Annotated in this window: 17 protein-coding genes; 9 read left to right on the forward strand and 8 right to left on the reverse strand. The window is 41.9% G+C overall.

The window, feature by feature from the left end; translation table 11 throughout:
* Positions 1-21: 21 nt before the first annotated feature.
* The 3 genes from pyk to PseudUWO311_RS05755 all read right to left on the reverse strand — a co-directional run bounded on the left by pyk (position 22) and on the right by PseudUWO311_RS05755 (position 3,178).
* On the reverse strand, positions 22-1,449 hold the full coding sequence (pyk, locus tag PseudUWO311_RS05745) for a pyruvate kinase (RefSeq protein WP_142654242.1): 1,428 nt from the start codon (positions 1,447-1,449) through the stop codon (positions 22-24).
* Between the two features lie 267 nt (positions 1,450-1,716).
* Positions 1,717-2,718: a photosynthesis system II assembly factor Ycf48 gene (locus tag PseudUWO311_RS05750; protein ID WP_142654243.1), complete on the reverse strand. Its 1,002-nt coding sequence runs from the start codon at positions 2,716-2,718 to the stop codon at positions 1,717-1,719.
* A gap of 58 nt (positions 2,719-2,776) precedes the next feature.
* Positions 2,777-3,178 carry a rubredoxin gene (locus PseudUWO311_RS05755; RefSeq protein ID WP_142654244.1) on the reverse strand — a complete coding sequence of 134 codons (402 nt, stop codon included), beginning with the start codon at positions 3,176-3,178 and terminating at the stop codon, positions 2,777-2,779.
* A gap of 251 nt (positions 3,179-3,429) precedes the next feature.
* On the opposite strand from PseudUWO311_RS05755, the gene PseudUWO311_RS05760 reads away from it, so the two are divergent.
* The 4 genes from PseudUWO311_RS05760 to PseudUWO311_RS05775 all read left to right on the forward strand — a co-directional run bounded on the left by PseudUWO311_RS05760 (position 3,430) and on the right by PseudUWO311_RS05775 (position 6,721).
* A complete protein-coding gene (locus tag PseudUWO311_RS05760) occupies positions 3,430-3,942 on the forward strand; it encodes a DUF4365 domain-containing protein (RefSeq protein ID WP_142654245.1) in 513 nt (170 codons plus the stop codon).
* Positions 3,939-5,069 carry a hypothetical protein gene (locus PseudUWO311_RS05765; RefSeq protein ID WP_142654246.1) on the forward strand — a complete coding sequence of 377 codons (1,131 nt, stop codon included), beginning with the start codon at positions 3,939-3,941 and terminating at the stop codon, positions 5,067-5,069. Before PseudUWO311_RS05760 ends, PseudUWO311_RS05765 begins: the two co-directional genes overlap by 4 nt.
* A 67-nt stretch (positions 5,070-5,136) precedes the next feature.
* Complete coding sequence (locus tag PseudUWO311_RS05770; RefSeq protein ID WP_142654247.1) at positions 5,137-5,463, forward strand: hypothetical protein; 327 nt, start codon at positions 5,137-5,139, stop codon at positions 5,461-5,463.
* Between the two features lie 259 nt (positions 5,464-5,722).
* A complete protein-coding gene (locus PseudUWO311_RS05775) occupies positions 5,723-6,721 on the forward strand; it encodes a formamidase (protein WP_142654248.1) in 999 nt (332 codons plus the stop codon).
* 115 nt (positions 6,722-6,836) lie between these two features.
* On the opposite strand, the gene PseudUWO311_RS05780 is transcribed toward PseudUWO311_RS05775, so the two are convergent.
* The 3 genes from PseudUWO311_RS05780 to PseudUWO311_RS05790 are packed head-to-tail and all read right to left on the reverse strand — an operon-like array spanning position 6,837 to position 11,109.
* On the reverse strand, positions 6,837-8,816 hold the full coding sequence (locus PseudUWO311_RS05780; RefSeq protein ID WP_142654249.1) for a transglutaminase-like domain-containing protein: 1,980 nt from the start codon (positions 8,814-8,816) through the stop codon (positions 6,837-6,839).
* Positions 8,813-10,156, reverse strand: a complete 1,344-nt coding sequence (locus tag PseudUWO311_RS05785; protein WP_142654250.1) for a DUF58 domain-containing protein — start codon at positions 10,154-10,156, stop codon at positions 8,813-8,815. The genes PseudUWO311_RS05780 and PseudUWO311_RS05785 overlap by 4 nt, the downstream gene beginning before the upstream one ends.
* Before the next feature lie 11 nt (positions 10,157-10,167).
* Positions 10,168-11,109, reverse strand: coding sequence for an AAA family ATPase (locus PseudUWO311_RS05790; RefSeq protein WP_142654251.1), 942 nt, complete (start codon positions 11,107-11,109; stop codon positions 10,168-10,170).
* Between the two features lie 348 nt (positions 11,110-11,457).
* On the opposite strand from PseudUWO311_RS05790, the gene PseudUWO311_RS05795 reads away from it, so the two are divergent.
* The 5 genes from PseudUWO311_RS05795 to PseudUWO311_RS05815 all read left to right on the forward strand — a co-directional run bounded on the left by PseudUWO311_RS05795 (position 11,458) and on the right by PseudUWO311_RS05815 (position 18,618).
* Entirely contained in the window at positions 11,458-11,646 is a 189-nt protein-coding gene (locus PseudUWO311_RS05795; protein ID WP_142654252.1) for a CPXCG motif-containing cysteine-rich protein, read from the forward strand.
* 219 nt (positions 11,647-11,865) lie between these two features.
* Positions 11,866-12,072, forward strand: coding sequence for a chlorophyll a/b-binding protein (locus tag PseudUWO311_RS05800; RefSeq protein ID WP_142654253.1), 207 nt, complete (start codon positions 11,866-11,868; stop codon positions 12,070-12,072).
* A gap of 505 nt (positions 12,073-12,577) precedes the next feature.
* Positions 12,578-14,107 carry a tetratricopeptide repeat protein gene (locus tag PseudUWO311_RS05805; RefSeq protein ID WP_142654254.1) on the forward strand — a complete coding sequence of 510 codons (1,530 nt, stop codon included), beginning with the start codon at positions 12,578-12,580 and terminating at the stop codon, positions 14,105-14,107.
* Positions 14,108-14,116: 9 nt separating this feature from the next.
* Positions 14,117-17,752, forward strand: a complete 3,636-nt coding sequence (locus tag PseudUWO311_RS05810) for a PAS domain S-box protein (RefSeq protein ID WP_142654255.1) — start codon at positions 14,117-14,119, stop codon at positions 17,750-17,752.
* Positions 17,753-18,015: 263 nt separating this feature from the next.
* The gene (locus tag PseudUWO311_RS05815; RefSeq protein ID WP_142654256.1) at positions 18,016-18,618 is read left to right on the forward strand and encodes a superoxide dismutase; all 603 of its coding nucleotides are present in this window, start codon (positions 18,016-18,018) and stop codon (positions 18,616-18,618) included.
* A gap of 318 nt (positions 18,619-18,936) precedes the next feature.
* On the opposite strand, the gene PseudUWO311_RS05820 is transcribed toward PseudUWO311_RS05815, so the two are convergent.
* A complete protein-coding gene (locus PseudUWO311_RS05820) occupies positions 18,937-19,959 on the reverse strand; it encodes a histone deacetylase family protein (RefSeq protein ID WP_223807454.1) in 1,023 nt (340 codons plus the stop codon).
* 167 nt (positions 19,960-20,126) lie between these two features.
* Positions 20,127-21,461 carry a HEPN domain-containing protein gene (locus tag PseudUWO311_RS05825; RefSeq protein WP_142654257.1) on the reverse strand — a complete coding sequence of 445 codons (1,335 nt, stop codon included), beginning with the start codon at positions 21,459-21,461 and terminating at the stop codon, positions 20,127-20,129.
* Positions 21,462-21,562 lie beyond the last annotated feature (101 nt).

Raw genomic sequence — 21,562 nt, forward strand, 5'->3', positions numbered from 1 at the left:
CCGCAACTTCTCTTTTGGATTTTATAGGATATGTATTTTTAGGAAATTCGTTCCTCCTTGTATGCCCATAGGAATGCCACCAACAATCAAAATGCGATCGCCTTTAGACGCAAGCTTTCGTCCTAATAGACAAAACTCCACCTGTTGCAGCACCATCTCAAAGGAACTCGCTTCTTCGTCCAACAACAGGGGTTTAACACCCCAAACTAAATTGAGACGATGATAAACATGAATGTTAGGAGACAGAGCAATAATGGGGATTTTAAGACGCTCCTTAGAAGCGAGAATTGCGGTGTAACCACTAGCCGTAAAGGCGACGATACAATGAAAATCGATCACATCAGAAATTACATGAAGTGCTTCACTAATCGCATGAACTTCATCAGTTCTTGACGCGGGATAGTTGGCAAACTTGACATCTTTTTCCACTTCCGCTGCGATTCTAGTCATCATTTCTACGGCTTGAACAGGATAGTCTCCAACCGCCGACTCTCCTGAAAGCATCACCGCATCAGTGCCATCCATAATTGCATTTGCCACATCACTTGCCTCAGCTCTAGTGGGACGAGGATTCTGAATCATGCTTTCTAACATCTGCGTGGCAGTGATTACAGGAATTCCGCTTTCATTACAACGGCGAATTATGTGCTTTTGAATCATCGGAACCTGTTCTGGGGGCATTTCTACACCTAAGTCACCCCGAGCCACCATGATCCCATCGACAACGGTAAGAATTTCTTCTAGATTCGTGATCGCCTGAGGTTTTTCGATTTTGGCAATAATCGATACCGATTTACCATATTCGGTAATTAGGGATTTTAGCAGTTTTACATCGGCAGCCTGTCTTACAAAGCTTAAAGAAATCCAATCCACACCTTGCTCTAGTCCAAAGGCAAGATCCTGTCGATCTTTATCGGTCATCGAGGGTAATCGTAAATTTAGACTAGGAAAGTTGACTCCCTTATGACTAGTGATTGTGCCACCTTTGACCACTTCACAATGCACAGCATTACCCTCAACACCGCTTACTCTAAGCTCAAAGATGCCATCGGCTAATAAAATCTGAGTGCCAATAGTCGCTTCTTCAGCAACATAAGGATAATCAATAGCGATCGCATCTAAAAAAGCTTGATCTGATTTCTGAAGCTGCTCCATCGGTACGAGAGTTACAAATTTACCCTCAATTAGCTCAAGTCCCTGATCAGGCAAAGCCCCAACTCGAATTTTTGGGCCCTGTAAGTCTTGCAAAATCGTAATTGGAATATCTAATTCTTCAGACACCTCTCGGATCATGGCGATAGTTTTGGCATGATCTTCATAACTGCCGTGGGAAAAGTTCAACCTTGCGACAGTAACTCCTGCCTCTACCATTTTGCGGAAGACTTGAGGCGATCGGCTAGCAGGTCCAATGGTGGCAACGATCTTAGTCAAATGTTGAGGAATTGCCATACAAATCAGGGGCTAGAAATTACTACGCAATCCAATTTAACGCTAGTTCTCTGTAATCGAAAGCCTAAATTGAACATATGGCTTTAGTCACTCTATAGCAAAACCCAAATAAATGAAGGCGGCGCGAAGCGCCGCCTTCATTTATTTGGGTTTTATACCTTACTTCTCACAAAAAAATAGCCATTATTAAAATGAATAAGTGGTGTGTGGCTTTGCCGCACACCACTTATTAACTGGGAAAGAATTAATCTCGCTAAGGAAGTCTATTTAATCTGGAGAATAGGCAAGTAATGTGCCGTTTTGTCCAATTACAAAACCGCGATCGGGTGAAAAGAAGGTAATCTGATAGAGATTAGCGCCAACATTAGCCGCAGACATATCACGCTTCCAAGTTTTGCCACCATCTTCACTATGGAGCAATCTTGAGCTACCACCTGAGATCCAGACATTATTTTCATCTTGATAAGCAAGATCCAACAGTCCAAATCCACCACCTTCTCTAGGAGTTTGCTTTTTCTCCCATGTATCAAATTCCCCAGCTTCACTAAACTGGACTTGTCCGCCACGATTCAACATCCAGAGTCGATTGTCGGGCGTATAGCCCATATTCTGCACACGGCGAGAGCTATTACGATTGTGTTGAATCCAAGTCATATCACCTGGTTGCCATGTGGAATAAAAGTTGCCATTTGCTGAGATGGCAACATAACGACCATCTTCGCTACGGTTGAGGTTACGAGCATTGCCAACGGCTTGAGTAACTAATGCTTTCCAATTTTGTCCAGCATCTTCAGTCGCATAGATCGCACCTAAGTCTGTGACCATTTCGGCAGAGTTTTTACCAGAAGCAACGATCGCAAAGGGATCGCCAGGGAGCTTAGAGCTAAGTCCGATCCGTGACCAAGATTTACCGCTATCAGTAGTATGCAGCAATAGGGCAGGTTGTCCCGTAATCCAGCCTTCAGCCCCAGAGAAGCTAACTGATGAAAAGCGATAGATGCTATCACCAAGATCGAGTTTGCGTTCTTCCCATGTGTTGCCGCCATCAGTGGATTCGAGCAAAGTTGCATCAGTACCAACGAGCCAGCCATGATTAGGCTCAGATTTGTCAAACCATAAATCAAGGGGCGTAATTGCTACTGGAAGTTCAACTTTATGCCAACTACCGCTACTTGCAAAGGCGCTAGGAATATTGCCCAATAAGGTTAAGCAAATAAGTAATACACAAATCGAGAAGGAGCTTAGAAAGCGTTTTAGGCTTTTTTTCATAAAAATTTAGTAAAAATAATGATGGTTGTGATGCTAATTAAAATTGCGAATGAATAAATTAATCCAAGGCATAGAGACTGATAAAGAATGCTACTGCTAAGGCTAAAGAGCCAAATATGAGTAGATTTTTTTGACCTGGGGTCATGACATTGACACCAAATCCGTAGCCGAGATTTTCGGCAAAGCCTGAGGGCTTGGAGGCAATACCAATATCTGAGAAGGCTTTTTTCTTGGTGTTGCACACAGGGCATCGCCAATCTTCACTTATGGTCTCAAAGGCTGTACCAGCAGGGATATTGCGTTTAGTATCGCCGATGGATGGTTCATATATATAGCCACATACGCCACATTCATGACGATGCAGCTCTTCGTCAGCTTCAGAGGCTTCAACTATGGTGATATTTATTACGGGTTTAGTTTCTGATTTAGAGGTTTCCGTATTTATTGATTCGGGTTCCATGGGTTTGATCGTTTTGAATGTATGTTTAGGCGATCGCTTGTTAATTCTGTTACAAATTATTACATCTTTTTGACAGGCTTGCCTAGTTGCCCAAAACACACAGGTTGTCACAGCGATCGCCCAAAACTAAGTACCTGTGCAGAATAAATTACCCAAACCCGTAAGGTTGAGCCCCGCAGTGGGCGCAACCTTACGGGTTTGGGTAATGAGAGGATGTGGCATAATCGCTCTGGCGGAAATTTATATATTTCATGGATTTAAGCTCACAAAAAGAGAAATTTAGCGAGGCTTATGTCCTAGCCATAGCCGCAACCGCAGGATATGGCACTTACAAACCTAGTCCAGATGACGATAGTGTAGATTTTGGGATCGCGGCGCGGACTAGTTCTCAGGCTAATGGTGTTGTAACCATGCGATCGCCCAGATTGGAACTGCAACTCAAATGCACCGCAGCCCCAACCCCAAGTGGTGATAGTCTCTCATTTCCGCTTAAGCTTAAAAATTACGAAGAACTGCGAGCTGATAATTTTGTGATTCCGCGCATTCTTGTCGTTGTTCTTGTGCCCGAACTTGCGACGGACTGGCTGGCCCATTCTGAAACTGAGCTTTGTCTGCGGCGATGCGGCTACTGGGTATCATTGCGGGGCAAACCCGCGACAAGTAATACAAAAAGCGTTAAAATATCCATACCTCGTCAAAACCAGTTTACCGTTCAAGCTCTACAGGCGATAATGCAGAGACTAGCGCAGGGAGAATTGCCGTGATCCTACAAACTCCAAAAGCGAATACGTTAGAAGCCATCCGTCCTGAAACCCTCAGCCAATATCTTAAGGCTAGAGGTTGGCAAGAGTCTGGGGACTTTTTGGGCAATGCGTCAGTGTGGCATCGCGGCGAAGAATTAGAAGTTCTGTTACCAAAGAGCGATCGCCTTCGCGATTACAAAACGAGGGTTCGCGAAATTATCGATGTTTTAGAAATTTCCGAACATCGCGATCGCCAACAAATTTTAAACGATTTACTCTTACAACCGACTGACCTGATTAAAATCCGCATCGACAGTCCAGATATTATTGGTGGCACAATTCCGATTGATGAAGCCGTGCGACTATACGAAGCAACTTCTAAAATCATGAAGTTTGTCGCTTCGGCAACTATCGAGCCGCGTTCTGTTTATCGCGGTGGTATGTTTGCAGAAGTAAGAGAATATCTGCACGAACTCCGTGTAGGCGAGACAGAACAGGGAAGTTACATCATCAACGTTCTATCGCCAATCATGCAGGAGCATGAGAACTTTGGACGTAAGGTCAATCTCTTTCTAAACAGAGCCTTAACTGCCATTAATACGACTACCAAAGATGTCTTAGCAGGAAGCAACATCGATATTTTCGAGCAGTCTGTCGAATCTGGGGTTAGTTCCAATTTGTGTGATGCTCTTTTGGAGGTTGGTAATTATACCGATCTGCAAGATCTCAGTTTTCGCTGGCAATGGTCGCCAATGTGGGATGCGCCAGCGATCGCTAAGGAAAAATTGGCTCTTTCTAAGCAAACCTTTCCCGTTCTAAAGGAGGCTAGCAAGCTTCTCAAAAGCAAAAATATTATTCGTAAGCGTTCTGAATCAAAGATGCAGTCACAACGCAGCGATCACCTTACTCCGATTTCAGGTAAGGTGATTGGTTTGACGCGCCGCGATGATGCGGATATGGCTAGCGTTATTATCTTGGCGAAAATAGAAGGGCGCGATCGCGAGTTGCAGTTAGAACTAAGCGAAAGTTTTTATGCAAAAGCAGTTCATGCTCATTTAGCACGGCGCAAAATTGCTTTTTATGGTGAAATTGTTAGAGAAAGCGAGGCGATCGCAATTCGGAATGTTCGAGATTTGTGTGTAGTTTAGGGATTTAGCTCTTTAAGTTTCTAAAAAATCTATTTTGTAAAGAGATATCGCATTACAGAAAAAGAAAATGAATAAACCACCACTCCCCAAACCCCAACTCGATCGCACTCCAATCTCCTCCGATCAATATTTTGAATACACACCCGAAAAACTAGAGTTATGGAGTGGATTCTATGGATATGGAGGTCAAGACCTAACAGGCTTTTATCTTGGCATCTTGGCAAACATGGGACTTCGCGAAGCCGTGCGTCATGTGCCGATATCCAAATGGCTAGAAGCAATTCAAGAAGTTACCTTGCAAAATCCTAAACTTGATGATGCAATGCGCGATCGGCTCAACCGAGGCTTAGCAGATTTGCAAGCAGTTGCCGAATATTTAGAAGACCAAAGTTGAAAGTACTAGCTGCTGACTTGACCAATAATTTAGAGCGCTTTGAGCTCAAACTCAAACCAAGAAAGTGTTTGAAAGTGTCGCTTTGCAATGCTTTCAAACACTTTCTTGTGGTTCATTTGATCAGAAATTGCAGTAGTAATAACGTTAGAACCAACCATTTTTATTTTGGTAATTAGATTTATCTATCAAAAAATACTATTTTTCTTCTATGTACCATTAATAATTAATCACGTAAATTCGAGAAACTAGGGAAATATTCATGAGTGGACTTGGCGGCCTAAATAAAACCCCTAATGGAGTAGTCCTAGGGATGGTGCAACTTCAACTACCAACAGTTGCTACCCAGCAAGACTTAGCAGCCCAGACCAAACGTATTTGTGAGATGGTAGCCAAAGCAAGGCGAAATATGCCAACTATGGACTTAGTGGTATTTCCTGAATACTCTTTACATGGTTTGTCAATGGATACAAATCCAGACATTATGTGTAAACTAGACGGGGTAGAGGTTGCAGCTTTTAAAAAAGCTTGTATTGATAATAATATTTGGGGATGCTTTTCCCTAATGGAATACAATCCTCAAGGTAATCCCTACAACAGTGGCATTATCATTGATAATCTGGGTGAATTGAAGCTCTACTATCGCAAACTACATCCTTGGGTTCCTGTTGAGCCTTGGGAGCCAGGTGATGTGGGCATTCCAGTTTGTGAGGGGCCAAACGGTAGCACTCTCGCTCTAATTATTTGTCATGATGGCATGTTTCCAGAAATGGCTAGAGAATGTGCCTATAAAGGTGCTGAAATTATGATTCGCACAGCAGGATATACGGCTCCAATTCGTCATTCTTGGCAGATTACTAATCAAGCAAATGCTTTTTGCAACCTCATGGTGACAGCTTCGGTCTGTATGTGTGGATCTGATGGGAGTTTTGACTCTATGGGCGAAGGAATGATCGTTAACTTCGATGGGGAACCTTTGGTAATGGGTAGTCATCGTCCTGATGAAATTATCACCGCCGAAGTCCGGCCTGATCTTGTTCGAGAAGCCCGCAAATACTGGAGCGTAGAGAATAATATTTATCAATTTGGGCATCGTGGCTATGTTGCAGTCAAAGGCGGCGCACAAGATTGCCCTTATACGTATATGCAGGATATGGTCAAAGGCAAGTATTGTCTGCCTTGGGAAGAAGATGTTGTCTATAAGGATGGAACCTCATGTGGATTCCCCTCGCCTGAACGTGTATACAATCCAATTCCGTAATATAGCAATGTAATACCAAAAGACAAAATGGCTACGCCATTTTGTCTTTTTAAAGCCCCTACAGGAACCTTTAATTTTGGGGCAAGGGCAATCCCCTGTGGTTGCCTTGCTTCGCTCAAGAAGAATAGCGCTCTAGCCAACCTTGAATTGCATTTTTAAACTGTTCTCTTTCTTCAATGCTAATTCCTAAAGGATCAAAGCGATCGCGATAATAGAGATTGATAATTGCGGATAACTCATCAAATGAGGTCTGTTCAAGATTAATCCTCTCAATCCATTGCTTTAAAGTCTCAGCAGGATTACGAAAGAAGCCACGAGCGTTTAAAGCTTGCGCGATCGCAGCGAAATCAGAATTAGTCACCTTTTGCTTAGCGGATTTCACTACTTTAGGCGATCGCTTTCTCATGGTTATCCGTTGTCTCTGTCCTTTACCCTTAAACAGAAGCCATCCTAGCAAAGCCAGTAAAATTACCCACCACCAACGCTTGAGAAGATCGCTAGTTTGTAATAGCTGCCATAAGCCTGATATTTTGAACCCTAAAAAAGCCCAAAAATCTGCAATAGATTCCCACAGCGAAGCCACAGGTTTGTCAAAAGTTGTCCAATCTGGGGGCGTAGTATCAAACTCCTGCCAAGTTCCATTTACATAGGCTAAAGTCCATGCATGGGCATCCCGTCCCCGAGCCACATACTGCCCTTCTAAAGCACTATATTCGCTCACAGAAAAGCCCACAGCATAGCGACTAGGAATTCCCACTTCCCTTAACAGAAGTGCCGCCGCAGTAGCGAAATATTCACAATGTCCGATTCTTTGTTTTAACAAGAAAGTTGATATTGCTGTGGAGCGATCATCCTTAGAGATCGCATTGTTGAGAGAATATTGAAAATTGCGATTGAAGAATTGCAATACTTTCCGCAATACTTCTTTGGGTGGTTCGCCCTTAAGCCCAATCTCATCCACAATGCGATCGAGGGCAATTTTTTCGCTCTCAGGCACATCTAAATCATCATTTGACGGTGGGCTATCTACATTAATCCCTGTCCGAAATTTAACTTGATAGTCAATTGCTTTTGCCGAGCCTTGGATTTCAATCGTGCCAAATTGGTTCTTTTGCAACTTCTCAGCAGAGAGTTGGCTAATTTGAAATGTAGACTGAGGCATTTTCAAGAACAGCTTACCATTGCGAATCGTATCGCTAATTGTCAGTGAAGTATAGGGAGCGTCAGTTTTAGTGAATTGCCAAGTCAAGCGATCGGCTTCAGGTTGAATTGGCGTAAATTGAGATTTCGCAGCAAGCCAAGTAGATGAATTATAGCGATTGTAGATGGATTCTCGCAGCCGAATTGGGATGTGTTGTTTGTCGATCGCTACCCGAAACAGAATGTCATTGGAGAGTTTGATCAGACCGATATCACCGATCGCAGTATCTTTTTTGACAGGATCGGAAGCGTTACGGGTCACGTCACCTGACAACCATTGCACAACTGTTTTTTCTAGATTACCTTGCAAATTACGCAATCCGATCTGCGTCACAAATCCAGCGCTACCAGCTACAAGCAAAATACAAAGACAAATTCCAATCGAAAAGTTCTTTTTCCGCATCAGCCATAATGCTCCAGCACTCAGCCCAAACATTCCTAGATAAAAGCTAATATCGCGATTACTGGAAGCACTCGCCGCCAAAATAGCGATCGCGAAGTAAGGAACGGTCAGATTTATTTGCAAGCGATCGCGGGATTCCGAAGACTTGGGACGCTCCCGAAAGGAAGAAAATGTGTGAAAGTCAATGACATCGGTATTGGAATAAATTTGCGCCAATAATAGAATCGATAAAATTGCAGGCAGCCATTGTAGCAGCGTATAAACAAAATAAACCGATTGGCTAGAAACGAGGAGATAAATCGTTAATCCCACAAAGCCAACCGAGCAGAAAGTCGCAATCTGTCGAAAGTCTAGTGTTGTCAAGTCCCAACGAGTCGGAATCCAGTATGCTGCTAGCACCAGCACAGCGATCGGAATTGCGAAAATCCAGAAGCCTGTCTGCCATCCCCAAAATATAACCGCCGCAATGATTAGAGGGTTTGGTATTTTCATCGTTGGAGTAACTCCGCTTGAATATTGCCCAAAGTGAGAATGCGAAAATCAGTAAGGCGATCGCTGGCAAGTTCATCCATCTTAAATTGATTTGCGTCGCTAGCAACGATCAAAACTAACGTAAAAATCCGCATTGACTGAAGATAGCGAATCAGATTTTTGCGGTCTTCATCCCAAGTTAAAAAGACGCAGATACAGCCACTCAATAGGGAGATTCGTTCAACAATGCTAGGAACGATCGCTTCAAAGGATTTATCTTGACATGAACGAACTGAGGCAATTATTTCCAGCATTCGGTCGGTGTGGCTTAGCCCTCGCCCAAAGGTAAAACAATAGGATTCAGTGCCCACAAACATCAGATCGAGGAGAGATTCTTGAGTTTGGACTTCATAGGCAAAGGAAGCAGCCACTGCGATCGCCTCTTCAAAAACTTCGCTATATATCTCTGGCTGAAATGTATCCAAAATCAAGGCGTGGCGGACAAAAAACTCATCCTGTTCTTCTTTGACAATTGGTTTGCCTGTCTTAGCCCAGCTTTTCCAATGGATGCTACGGAGCGAATCCCCTGCGCGATAATCCCGTAAAGCGCGAAACTCTTCAGAGTCACCCACTAAGGATGATAGCGCCACACCTCCCGATTGATAGCGTCGTGAACCTGTGATTTGCATTGGTGGTAGCTGATAGAGTTTCGGTAAGATCGAGATAGTTTGTGGCAGCACAAGGGTTTTACAAGCGTGGAATAGACCAAAGGGGCTAGGTCTGGCTATGGTCAGTCCTGCTAAGCGGATAAGTCCTCTTTGGGTGGGAAGAATTTCATATACGACTTCAATTTGGCTGTTGGGTTGCAAGCTTGGTAAGTCGATCGCTTTGGCGATCGCACCCAGATTTCTAGCGATCGCCCATTGCCAACGAAAATATCCCACAGCGCGATCGAAGGCATTACGTTTTGATTCATTTGGCTCTGCGATCGCTAGAAATTCGCTCAAACTCGGACGGGGATCGGCAAATTCTTCCCATAGCTTCAGGGCTGTTTGAGATTTTGGAGTTTGATTATGGATGGTAATGCGATATTTGAGAGGCATTCCTACGCTAGCAAATCTCGGTAGATGGCGCGTGGCACTATATCGCAAGCGAAAAACTAAGCTGAATCCAATCTCGATCGCTACAAGGCAGAGCAGAAAAGAAAATATCTGATAAGCCATACTCTGATTGGCATCACCAAATACTCCTGACAGGAATAGGCATAGCAGGATGACTCTGCCCGTTGTGGTGATCCTTTTGGATAGCCGCCTTTGGATTGCTGAGCTAAAATGGAAAACCTTGTAAAACCATTGCTTCATTGTCAGTTCACTCAAGCGGGAATTGGAATGGATTTGATGATTTCCTGAACGACATTGTCGGCGGTTTTTCCCGCAAATCGCGATCGTGGTTCCATGACTAATCGATGGGCGATCGCAGCAACAGCTAGTTCTTGAATATGTTCGGGTGTAACAAACTCATAGCCATCAAATAAAGCTAAAGCCTGTGCGACTTTCATTAAGGATAGAGAGGCTCTAGGACTTGCGCCTAACTGCACGTCTTCAGAGGTGCGCGTAGCATTGACGATATCAACGACATAGCGTTGAAGTTCTGGGCTGACGCGCACTTGCTTGACTTGATACATTAAGGCTGCGATCGCTTCGAGATCAACGCAAGGAGAAATATGATCAATGGGATGTTGTTGGATTTGAGCAGAAAGCAATTCCACTTCTTCTTCTGGTTGGATATAACCCAAACTAAATTGCAACGCAAAGCGATCCATTTGGGCTTCGGGTAATGGATAAGTGCCGCGAGATTCGACTGGGTTTTGGGTTGCCAATACAAAAAACAAGTCTTGCAGTTTTTTAATTTTGCCATCGACAGTCACTTGCGACTCTGCCATTGCTTCTAATAATGCTGATTGGGTGCGAGGCGAGGCGCGATTGATCTCATCAGCAAGAACGATATTTGCAAAAATGGGACCTTCATGCCAATGAAATACGCGATCATTGGGGTCAAAAATCGATATCCCCAGAATGTCCGATGGTAAAAGGTCGGGCGTAAATTGAATGCGCTTAAACTTGGCATTAACCGAAAATGCTAGAGCTTTCGCTAGGGTTGTTTTACCCGTGCCAGGATAATCTTCGAGTAAAACATGTCCACCACTAGCAAAGGCTGCCAACAATTTACGAATTGCGGCAGACTGTCCTTTCATGACGGTTTGAATATTGTCATAAATCTTTTGGTAAACTTTTCGACCATCAATGACATTCATGGGTGCGCGTCCATGTTGAGAATGTCATCAGTATATATAGATCACTCTCGATTTCAGTCAATGACATTCATGGGTGCGCGTCCATGTTGAGAATGTCATCAGTATATATAGATCACTCTCGATTTCAGTTACAACCCATGACTGATCACAAAGAAAGCCGACCAGTAATAAGGATGATTATATATTGGTCATTTAAATTGAGCACCAATCGCTTGCTCAGACTCCCAAATCCTCACACCGTGAAATTTGCGATCGCAGTTTTTGATGTTTGATTAAGAGCGATCACCCTACTTAGAGACAATTCAAACCACTAATCGAATCATGTACAGTAAGATCAAATTTTAAGCTATGCAAGATACTGCTGAATATACCTGCGCTTTTTGTGGAGAAACTAATACGACATTTGTTGATTTTAGTGGGGGAATGCAACAGTCATATGTGGAAGATTGTCAAGTTTGCTGTCAGCCCAACATTTTGTATATTCAAATTGACGAAGACACACTAGATACCGAAATTAATAGTGAACCAGAAAGTTAGAACGTAATATATGCGATCGCTGCGTTTGATGTACTAGCCGTTACCTTCAATATTTCCCATCAAAAGAGTGTCTGTGCAATGCACAGACACTCTTTTGATATTTGACTACCTCTTTGTATAGGCAAAGCCAAGCAGTCAGACATACCTTTAGCTAGATTCACATCTCGAAATACTTTGTTATATTTCTTTACATAAGGAACTCACACACAGGACAAACACATGAGCAGCTATACAGTAAACGAACGCGGTGTACTCAACAATTTCGCAGTCGAACCCAAGATGTACGTTGACGACACTGATAGAGCTGGCTTTACACCTTACGCTGAACTCCTAAATGGCAGACTTGCAATGATCGGCTTTGTTTCTCTCCTCATCCTCGAAGCCTCTACTGGTCATGGTCTAATTTGGTGGCTCGGTAACTTCTAAAGAAATTTTCCCAATCTTGATGTTTAAGACAAAGTAAAAACGATAACGATTCTTCAACCCTGCCTAAAGGCAGGGTTTTTTATTATCTCAAACTCAACCCAGAATGAATACGTCCGCTGCAAGCGTCAACGACTTACACACAAGTTATATAGCAATGTAAGAGATATCTAGGACAAATCAAAACCCAAATAAGTAAAGGCGGCACGAAGTGCCGCTTTTACTTATTTGGGTTTTATATCCTAAGCAAACCTTACATTGCTATATAACTCAGTTAACACCAATTCACAAAAGTATTGCCATACTTTTGTGAATTAAAAACCAAACCCTGTAAGGATTTTAAAATCACAAAACGGCTACGCCATTTTGTGATTAGGTATAATTGGGCAATCGCTTGTTAGTTTTCGTAATTGTAAAAGAGATCGCTGATAATAGTCTTGAGGGGGACGAACAGAATTTTACAATTTTGGTATGATTAGTTTCAGTATTCAGTCAATATGGGAGAACCATGCAATACACTGGAAACGTTTGGGATAAAGACGCTCTAAAAAATCCAGAGACAGAATATCAGCACCTATTGGGTTTATTAAGAACCAAGAAAGATTTTGAAATGCTGTTTGTGCGTTGTTCACCTTCAGAGGGCGAGCAGATTATTAAAAGGACAAGAGCAGATGCGGCGAATCGAACAATTCGCGTGTTAAGGCTCGATCGCCCGATCGCCGATTTTTATGAAATGTTAGTAGATGAACCAGATTTACAGGTCGCAAATCTACTATTTATCACAGGCATAGAAGAGTTCTTAGAAAATAAACTCATCGATATAGAGGATCAAGATTTAGGCGAAAAGTTGACCCATATTCCGCGTCCACTTGCCCACCTGATCCTGCTGCAATCTAAACTCAAAGAGAGTTTCCCGATCTGTTTTGTATTTTTACTACCCTTATTTGCACTCAAGTTTTTTATTGACAGTTATCCTGAGTTCTTTAACGACAACGTTGAAGTATTTGAGTTTCCCACTGACATGGAGTTGATGCGACAAGAGACTTTTCGCTGGGTCAGTGGCGATCGCTATGAAGCCTATGCTCAAATCAGTGAAGAAGAACGCGATCGCAAATATGAGGATCTGCAAAAACTCATCGCGGCTCAGCCTTTAATTTCGGAGCGTCGCATTGAGTTATTGCTGGAGCAAGGGGGATTATTGGTGGCTGGCAACCGTTGTCCAGAGGCGATCGCCAATTGTGATCTAGCTTTACAGATTCGTGCTGACAACCATTTGGCTTGGTATAACCGCGCTGTAGCTCTAGACCTATCCAGTCATCATGAAGAAGCTGTGCAAAATTACCGTCAAGCGATCGCCTATAAAGATGACTTCTATGCAGCGTGGCACAATCTTGGTACTTCATTAAGCATGTTAGGCCGCTACGAAGAAGCGATCGATAGTTACAACCTCGCTCTCAAACACAAACCTGACTATTATTATTCCTACGGTGGCAAAGGCTTAGTTTGCGGTGTGCTCGGAAAATATGAAGAAGCGATCAATCATTGTGAAAAAGCCCTAGCCATTAGACCTGACTATGTACAGGGTTGGTTTAGTCGAGCCTATGCCCTTGAAAGCCTTGGGAAATATGCAGAGGCAATAGCAAGTTACGATCGCGCCTTAGAATACAAACCTCTCGATCATCAAATTTGGTATAGCCGAGCCAAAGCTCTTGAGCAGTGGGGAAATTACACTGAAGCGATCGCTAGTTATGATCGAGCTTTAGAAATACGTCCTGATGACTATTACGCCTGGAACAATCGCGGTCTTGCCCTAAGTAAGCTAGAACTTTATGAAGAGGCGATCGCTAGTCATGATCGAGCTTTAGAAATCAATCCTGACGATCATTTTGCTTGGTACAGTCGGGGCAATGCCCTCAGCGGACTAGGAATGCTCGAAGAAGCGATCGCCGCCTACGATCAAGCAATCCAGATATCGCCACAAGAAACACAAGTTTGGCAAAATCGTAAAATAGCGTTGAGAAGACTTGGTTTTGAGTAAAGCATAGGAATGCAACAGAACAGAAAGCCCATGACCACACCACCAATCAATCATCCCCCCATTAATGTAGATACTGTGTCAACAGGATTTATTCCTACTCCAACACATCGTTGTGAAAGCAAAGGCTTTAGAATACCTCTAAGCTTATTGATCACCGTACCATTTTTGTTAAATACCTTTGGTATTGTTGGTTTAATTGGTTGGTTATCCTTTCGTAATGGGCATCACGCAGTTACTCTGCTCGCTAATCAGTTCCATCGCAAAGTTACCGAGCAAGTTCAAGATCGCTTGCACTCTTATTTAGAACTTCCCTATACCCTAAATCAACTTAATGCTAATAGTATTGAATTAGGTCAAATAGAGCCAAATGATGAGATCAGAGTTCAAGCTCACTTTTGGAAACAACTACAAAATTTTCCTCGGATTAGCAATATTTATTTTGCTACTACTTCTGGCAAATATTGGGGAGTAAGACGCATCAAGGATCGATTTGCGATCGAGAATACTAACTCGACTTTTATGACCGACAATTTTGGACGGCCGCAAACATTATTGATGGCAAAAAACAGCTTTAATTTAACTGAGCGTCCTTGGTATCAAACTGTAGTTGAGACCAGACAGAGTATTTGGACTGAAGTATATACAGATTCAATGACCGAAGAGCCAGCTATCACCTCAATTAGGCCCGTCTATCAAGAGAATGGTGAACTGCAAGGTGTTCTAGGTATATCAATGCTCTTGGGTGACATCAATCAATTTTTGCAGAATACAAAGGTTAGCACTCATGGACAGACCTTTATTGTCGAGCCATCTGGTAAATTGGTAGCCACTTCTAACTCAGATGTCGAAATCTCTGCGCAGGGAAGTAAATCAGAGCGTATTCTCGCAACCCAAAGCCAAGATAAATTAACTCGCACAGTGGCTGAATGGCTGAAATCCCAGCCCATATCGAACAACAATGAGATTCAGCAATCAGTCATCAATTTTGAGGGTGAACCATACTTCCTTCAAGTTGGGGAATTGAACAATGATTCTGGGTTAAGCGGATTGAATTGGCGGATTGTTGTTGCTGTACCTGCATCAGACTTTATGTTGCAGATTAAAGAAAATTCAGTATCAACAGTGATGCTATGTCTGATCGCCCTCGGCTTAAATGCCATTTTGGGAATTATTGCCGCCCGCCGTATCAGCCGCCCCATTACTCAGCTTAGCCAAGCAAGCCAATCGATCGCAAATGGTAATCTCGATCAAAAAGTGGAGTATTCCTGCGCAATTGAAGAATTAGCGATTTTGGCGAATTCCTTTAATCAGATGAGTCGCCAGATGAAGAGATCGCATACGCGATTGGAGGAGTATTCACAGCTTTTGGTGCAAAAAGTAGATGAACGTACTTATGCATTACAACAGGAAATTCTCGAACATGAATTCACTGAAGCCGCCTTACGAGAGTCGGAAGAAAAATTTGCTAAAGCCTTTCGTTCTAGCCCTGATGGGATGGCTTTGCTATCCAATGACACCTATAAACATATAGATGTCAATAATAAATGGTCAGAAATTACGGGCTATAGCCGTGAAGAAGCGATTGGAGCAGCTCCTTCAGATTTAAATCTATGGGTTGATTTAAATGAACGCGATCACATGTTAGAAATTTTAGGGGTTGAAGGGAGAGTATTCAACTATGAAGCAAACTTTGTTACTAAGGAAGGGAAAAAATTTACAGGGCTAATCTCGTCAGAAACGATTGAGTTTGGCGGGAATGTTTTTGCAATCTATGCAGTCAAAGATATTAGCGATCGCAAAATCATCGAAGAGAATATTAAAGAGAGTGAAAAGAAATATCGCGATCTGGTGGAATCAGCAAACTGTATTATTCTTCGCTGGGATACCCAAGGTCGAATTTGTTTCTTGAATGATTATGGATTGAGGTTTTTTGGCTATCAATTAGAAGATATTATTGGCTCCTATATATTAGATACATTTGTCTCATCGAAAGATGTATCGGGAGAAGATCTGCGCAACATGATTGCCGAAATATGCTGCGCTCCTGAAAAATATCAACTCAATGAGAATGAGAATATCTGCAAAGATGGGCGGCGCGTCTGGGTGACTTGGTCAAACAAGCCGATTTATGACGATCAAGGAAAGTTAATCGAAATTCTATCAGTCGGAACAGATATCACCGATCGCAAACAGGCTGAAAAGGAGCTGCAATCCGCCAAAGAAGTTGCCGATACGGCAAACCGTGCCAAGAGTGAATTCCTTGCGAATATGAGCCATGAATTACGCACTCCTCTAAATGGTATCCTTGGCTATGCTCAAATTCTCAAGCGCAGTTATGACCCTGACAAGCATAAAGCAGGCTTAGAAATCATTCAGCGTAGTGGCGAACATTTGCTGACTTTACTCAATGACATTCTTGATCTTTCTAAGATTGAAGCTAAAAAGCTGGAACTCAATCCCAGTGAATTTGATCTTCCCAAGTTGCTCCAAAGTATTACAGATATTTTCCAATTGCAAGTACGTGCTAAGGATGTTGAGTTAATCTATCAACCTCTGACCACATTACCGACAACTATGTATGGTGATGAAAAACGTCTGCGCCAAGTTCTGATTAATTTGTTTGGGAATGCTGTGAAGTTTACCGATCGCGGCAGCGTATCTCTGACCGTCAATGTTCAGCCCTGTGAACCTAACCATAACTACAAAGTTCGTTTTGAAATCACGGATACAGGAGTAGGCATCGATCCTGATAAATTAGAAGATATATTTTTACCGTTTCAGCAAGCAGGCGATCGCTCTCGGCGCTACTCTGGAACGGGTTTAGGCTTGCCGATCTGTCAAAAGATTGTAGAAATGATGGGAGGACAACTGCATGTGGAGAGTAGATTAAATGAAGGCAGTACTTTCTGGTTTGAAATTGAGTTAACTGAAGTTCCCAATCATATTCAACCGATATTAATCGATAGTCGGACGATCACAGGTTACTTAGGAGATCGGCGCAAAATTTTGGTTGTTGATGACAAGACCGAAAATCGCATGGTATTGAATGATTTACTCACGCCGCTTGGATTCATTGTTGCGGACGCGATCGATGGCTATGACTGCCTCACACAAGCCCAAATCTTTGAGCCAGATTTGATTTTGTTGGACATGGTAATGCCTCAACTGGATGGACATGAGACCACAAAGCAGTTGCGCCAGTTACCGATGTTCCAGAAAACAGCGATCATTATGGTCTCTGCCAGTGCATTCAATCAAGATCGCAGTCTGAGCATTGCCGTAGGATGTAATGATTTCATCGCAAAACCGATTGATCCCAATACTTTGTTCTACACAATGCGATCGCTACTCAATTTGGAATGGGAATATGATGATAGTAATATCTACGACGATACTGACATCAGTATTAGCAATGTCAAGATCGATGCGATCACGCAGCCGATGATTGTGCCACCAAACCTTACGGTCGAGAGATTGCTACAACTTGCGCGGATGGGGGATATTCTGGCAATTCAAGATGAGGTCGTGCTTCTACAAGAAGCTGATTCCACCTTTAGCCCCTTTGCAAATCAGGTACTCGACTATGCCCGTGAGTTTCAAATCAAACGGATTCGCGAATTTTTAGAGCTACAAATCCATAATTAGCATCAGAAGGATGGGTGTCACCCATCCTTCTGATGTTACAGCAATTGCCGATCAAACGAGCTACAAGAAAGATTTTGAAAGCGTTGCTTCGCAACGCTTTCAAAATCTTTCTTGGTTTGGATTTGAGTGCAAAGCGCTGTAATTGGGATGATGTATGGCAAATGACTAAAAAGTAGCAGTTACTACGGTTTACAATTTAGCTTATAATTGTAACAATACTTAAAGCTGAGAAATCACTTCAAACTTTAACAGGTTAAACAACAATGGCATTTGAACTCCCATCTTTACCTTACGCCCAAGATGCTCTCGCAGCTTCGGGTATGTCTGCTGAGACCCTATCATTTCATTACGGCAAACATCATGCCGCTTATGTAACCAACCTCAACAGCTTGATTAAAGATACCGATCTTGCTGACAAAACCTTAGAAGAAGTCATCAAGATTAGCTACAAAGAAGGCAAGGCTGGAATCTTCAATAACGCTGCTCAAGTTTGGAACCACACTTTCTACTGGAATGGCATTAAGCCTGCTGGTGGTGGCGCTCCTACTGGAGCTTTGTTGGAGGCAATCAATGCTAGCTTTGGTAGCTTGGACAACTTTAAGACTGAATTTAAAAATGCTGGTGCTACTCAATTTGGTAGTGGCTGGGCATGGTTGGTTGCTGAAGGCGGTAAGCTGAAAATCACCAAAACTCCTAATGCTGAAAATCCTCTAATCCATGAAGGTCAAGTGCCTTTGTTGACAATGGATGTTTGGGAACATGCTTATTATTTGGACTTCCAAAATAGCCGTCCTAACTTCATGGCTAACTTTGTCGAAAAACTAATCAACTGGGATTTCGTCGCTGCTAATTTCGCGGCTGTCTAGTTCTAAATGGTGCTATGCACTTTTTAATTGTAAAAGAGAAGCCTCGCAATGCGAGGCTTCTCTTTTTTTTGAGAATGTAACAACATCTACAGTGAGATCGCCTATTTCCCTAACAGGCACTAGTCAGCTAAAGCGTGATCGACGTATTTGCGTCATTTTTATCGTCATGAAATGGGCGTTTCACCACCTATCCCTCATTCACTAACCAGTGCCATGATGGCTAATCTCACTTAATCGCCACTTTATTTTGGAATTAAAATAGCTAACTTTTCAAACAATGCGATCGCACTACGAGATCAGCGATCGCAATGAGATGAGTTAAAGATAGGTTGATAAAGTCTTGATATGAGCAATTGCTGCTGAAACTGTTACTGGTAATTTATACCCACCTCCATGCGAAGAGAGAACTGGACATTCACATTTCTTCGCATAACTTAAAACGATTTCAGTTAGCGTGCAAAAGTCGTCATTTGTCCAGCCCGTTGTCCTTGCGCCACAATCATCTTTATGCGAATCATAGCCAGAAAAAATAGCGATTAGATTAGGTTTCCACGGAACCTTTTCTAAAGCTTGCTTAAAAGCATCAATACTTTCATGTCCATAATAAAAAATCCCAGTTATCCCTTCCTCTTGAAGAACTTCAACAGGAAAAGATTCTGTGACAATTGGAATGTTACAGTGTCCAACTGCCTCAGCAACATCTGTTGTCCCAACTTTCAAGTTTGAGGCTTTAGCCATGTAGAGATCTACTGCACTATGAATGCTAATGCAATAAACGGTAGAATCATTACTAAAGATCTCTTGGGTTCCATCACCATGATGAATATCCCAATCAATAATCAGCACCTTTTCAAATCCATGATTCTGAGCATATCGAGTAGCAGCAGCAAGGGGATTAAGAAGACAGTAGCCATGTCCCCAGTTACTGTGAGCATGATGTCCAACCATACTGAAACAGTAAGCTCGTTCTAGATTTCCCTGTTTCATGTTGTCAACCGCTGTTAGCATTCCTCCTAAGCCATAGAGATAACCTGGCAAACAATATTCTAGCCCTGAACATTCAAAGTTCAATTGTGGTAGAGATAGACTAATTTCATCTAATGGTTTTCCAAGAGCTTTTAAAGTGATTTTTCGGATGTATTCATAGGTATGCACTCTGAGGTAATCATCAACTTTAGCTTTTCTTAAAGGTAGTACTGGATAATCTTGAAGCAACTTTTCAAGATTATGTCTAACTTTGTTGTAGTAAGGAAAAGAATATTTGCTAAAAGAAATTTCCTGAATAGGTTTAGAAGATAAAAATGTTTGAGGATGTAAGTAGGTAGCAAACCGAATCATCATTGTCTCCCGTATTAGCTTTATTAGAATTATGGGGGCAGTAACGAGTTACCCTTCAGTAACGCACAAACATTCGTTATGTAAAAGGTTCATTAATTGAGATTAAAAGGGTGTGTTACATTTCATTAACGCATCCTACGTGATCGGCGATCGTACAACGAGACTGGCGATCACACTGTAATATCGGATTTCTCAAAGACATTAGCAAGAATCTGATCTTCTAACCAGTCAGAAAAATCTTCTGGAGAAGTAATGTTTTGGAATAAGGGGTCAACGCATAAACGTTGAATACAACGTATAGATATAGATTTCATAGAATCTAGCTCTAGGTTAGTTATCTCATACTTTCCATCATGGACTATCTTTGAACGTAGATTGTAAAGTTCTCTTACGGTATTCACTACTTCTTTTCTATTCTTTGGGTTACTCGTAATGAGATGGGCAATTCGTATCCTTAAACGATAACTCAACTCAGCATTTTCATTGTCTACTAATACAATACTTTCAAGTGCTATAGCATACAAGAGAAATGCCTCCTCTCGTCTATTAGCGATAATTGCTCTTCCCGCCCACTGAATAGCGGTAATTAACGCTTGTTCAAATTTATTTAGATTGTTTTTCTTTAGTAGATTGACAATATGACTAAAGCCAATATTATTTTTTGCATCTGATTCTATAATTCTTAGGATTTCAAGTTTCTGCAATGCACCGATCCGCTTTCGCCCAATATTGAAACTTATTGCATCATCTTCATTTAGTATTATTGTCTCAAACCAACGTGCTTCTGAGTCTCCTGACAAGTATGCCCAAGCATCTGGATTATACGGAACTAATGCGCTAAAGAAATTAAGTATATCTAGAATTTTTCGTGTTTTTTTGATCGCAATTACTTGTGCTGATTCATAATCTTTTGCTTCTACAGTGACTACACTAAATACTTTTTTATAGAAATTCGTATCAATATTATTTTTGAGCGTTTCCCATTTGGCTTCTTTTTGAATTGGATGTTTTGCCACTATTTCTTGAAAATTATTGACAAGAAGATCATCAAAAACAATAAATTCAATTTGTCCTATTGATAATGGTAGACCTCCCTCATTTATTCCGTATATTGGAATATAGCAACGATATGTAATTCGTTTAGCAGTAATTTTTTTCTTCAAATCTTCTAGGATTCCACTAATTCTTGCGTCTTCAGGAATAGAACTAGTATTCAAGCATAGTGCTTTTAATAAAGCTTCTTGAAAAGCCTTTTCTACAGTCTTTAGGCTTAAGTCATCGTCTTTAACTGAAATTTTTATTAGATTCCTCAGACACTTATGATAATGTGAAGCCTCTTCATAATCTAAATGCAAGCTGCCCAGTCCGTGATGTTCAAAATATAGTGATAGTGTTTTTTCCTCAGATACTTCCGTTCTCGAATTTAAAAAATCAATTAACGATCTTATCTCCTGAAGAGATTCATCAATTTTACTCTGTGTCAAATTGCCTTTAGCTCTCTTCATTTAATGTTAGCCCTTGGTCTTCTTGCTACTAAATTTCTGGGTCAAACCTTCGCCTACAAGCTATAAACCGATCGCCATAAAAGTAATCTCCAAAATTGGGA

Source organism: Pseudanabaena sp. UWO311, from assembly GCF_006937785.1.
Lineage (GTDB): Bacteria > Cyanobacteriota > Cyanobacteriia > Pseudanabaenales > Pseudanabaenaceae > Pseudanabaena.

Coding starts and splice junctions, on each gene's coding strand:
- PseudUWO311_RS05800 (WP_142654253.1), top strand. CDS start 11,866: ATGAGCAGCTATACAGTAAACGAACGCGGTGTACTCAACAATTTCGCA.
- PseudUWO311_RS05750 (WP_142654243.1), bottom strand. CDS start 2,718: ATGAAAAAAAGCCTAAAACGCTTTCTAAGCTCCTTCTCGATTTGTGTA.
- PseudUWO311_RS05770 (WP_142654247.1), top strand. CDS start 5,137: ATGAATAAACCACCACTCCCCAAACCCCAACTCGATCGCACTCCAATC.
- PseudUWO311_RS05795 (WP_142654252.1), top strand. CDS start 11,458: ATGCAAGATACTGCTGAATATACCTGCGCTTTTTGTGGAGAAACTAAT.
- PseudUWO311_RS05775 (WP_142654248.1), top strand. CDS start 5,723: ATGAGTGGACTTGGCGGCCTAAATAAAACCCCTAATGGAGTAGTCCTA.
- PseudUWO311_RS05790 (WP_142654251.1), bottom strand. CDS start 11,109: ATGAATGTCATTGATGGTCGAAAAGTTTACCAAAAGATTTATGACAAT.
- PseudUWO311_RS05805 (WP_142654254.1), top strand. CDS start 12,578: ATGCAATACACTGGAAACGTTTGGGATAAAGACGCTCTAAAAAATCCA.
- PseudUWO311_RS05780 (WP_142654249.1), bottom strand. CDS start 8,816: ATGAAAATACCAAACCCTCTAATCATTGCGGCGGTTATATTTTGGGGA.
- PseudUWO311_RS05760 (WP_142654245.1), top strand. CDS start 3,430: ATGGATTTAAGCTCACAAAAAGAGAAATTTAGCGAGGCTTATGTCCTA.
- PseudUWO311_RS05755 (WP_142654244.1), bottom strand. CDS start 3,178: ATGGAACCCGAATCAATAAATACGGAAACCTCTAAATCAGAAACTAAA.
- PseudUWO311_RS05810 (WP_142654255.1), top strand. CDS start 14,117: ATGCAACAGAACAGAAAGCCCATGACCACACCACCAATCAATCATCCC.
- pyk (WP_142654242.1), bottom strand. CDS start 1,449: ATGGCAATTCCTCAACATTTGACTAAGATCGTTGCCACCATTGGACCT.
- PseudUWO311_RS05785 (WP_142654250.1), bottom strand. CDS start 10,156: ATGAAGCAATGGTTTTACAAGGTTTTCCATTTTAGCTCAGCAATCCAA.
- PseudUWO311_RS05825 (WP_142654257.1), bottom strand. CDS start 21,461: ATGAAGAGAGCTAAAGGCAATTTGACACAGAGTAAAATTGATGAATCT.
- PseudUWO311_RS05820 (WP_223807454.1), bottom strand. CDS start 19,959: ATGATGATTCGGTTTGCTACCTACTTACATCCTCAAACATTTTTATCT.
- PseudUWO311_RS05815 (WP_142654256.1), top strand. CDS start 18,016: ATGGCATTTGAACTCCCATCTTTACCTTACGCCCAAGATGCTCTCGCA.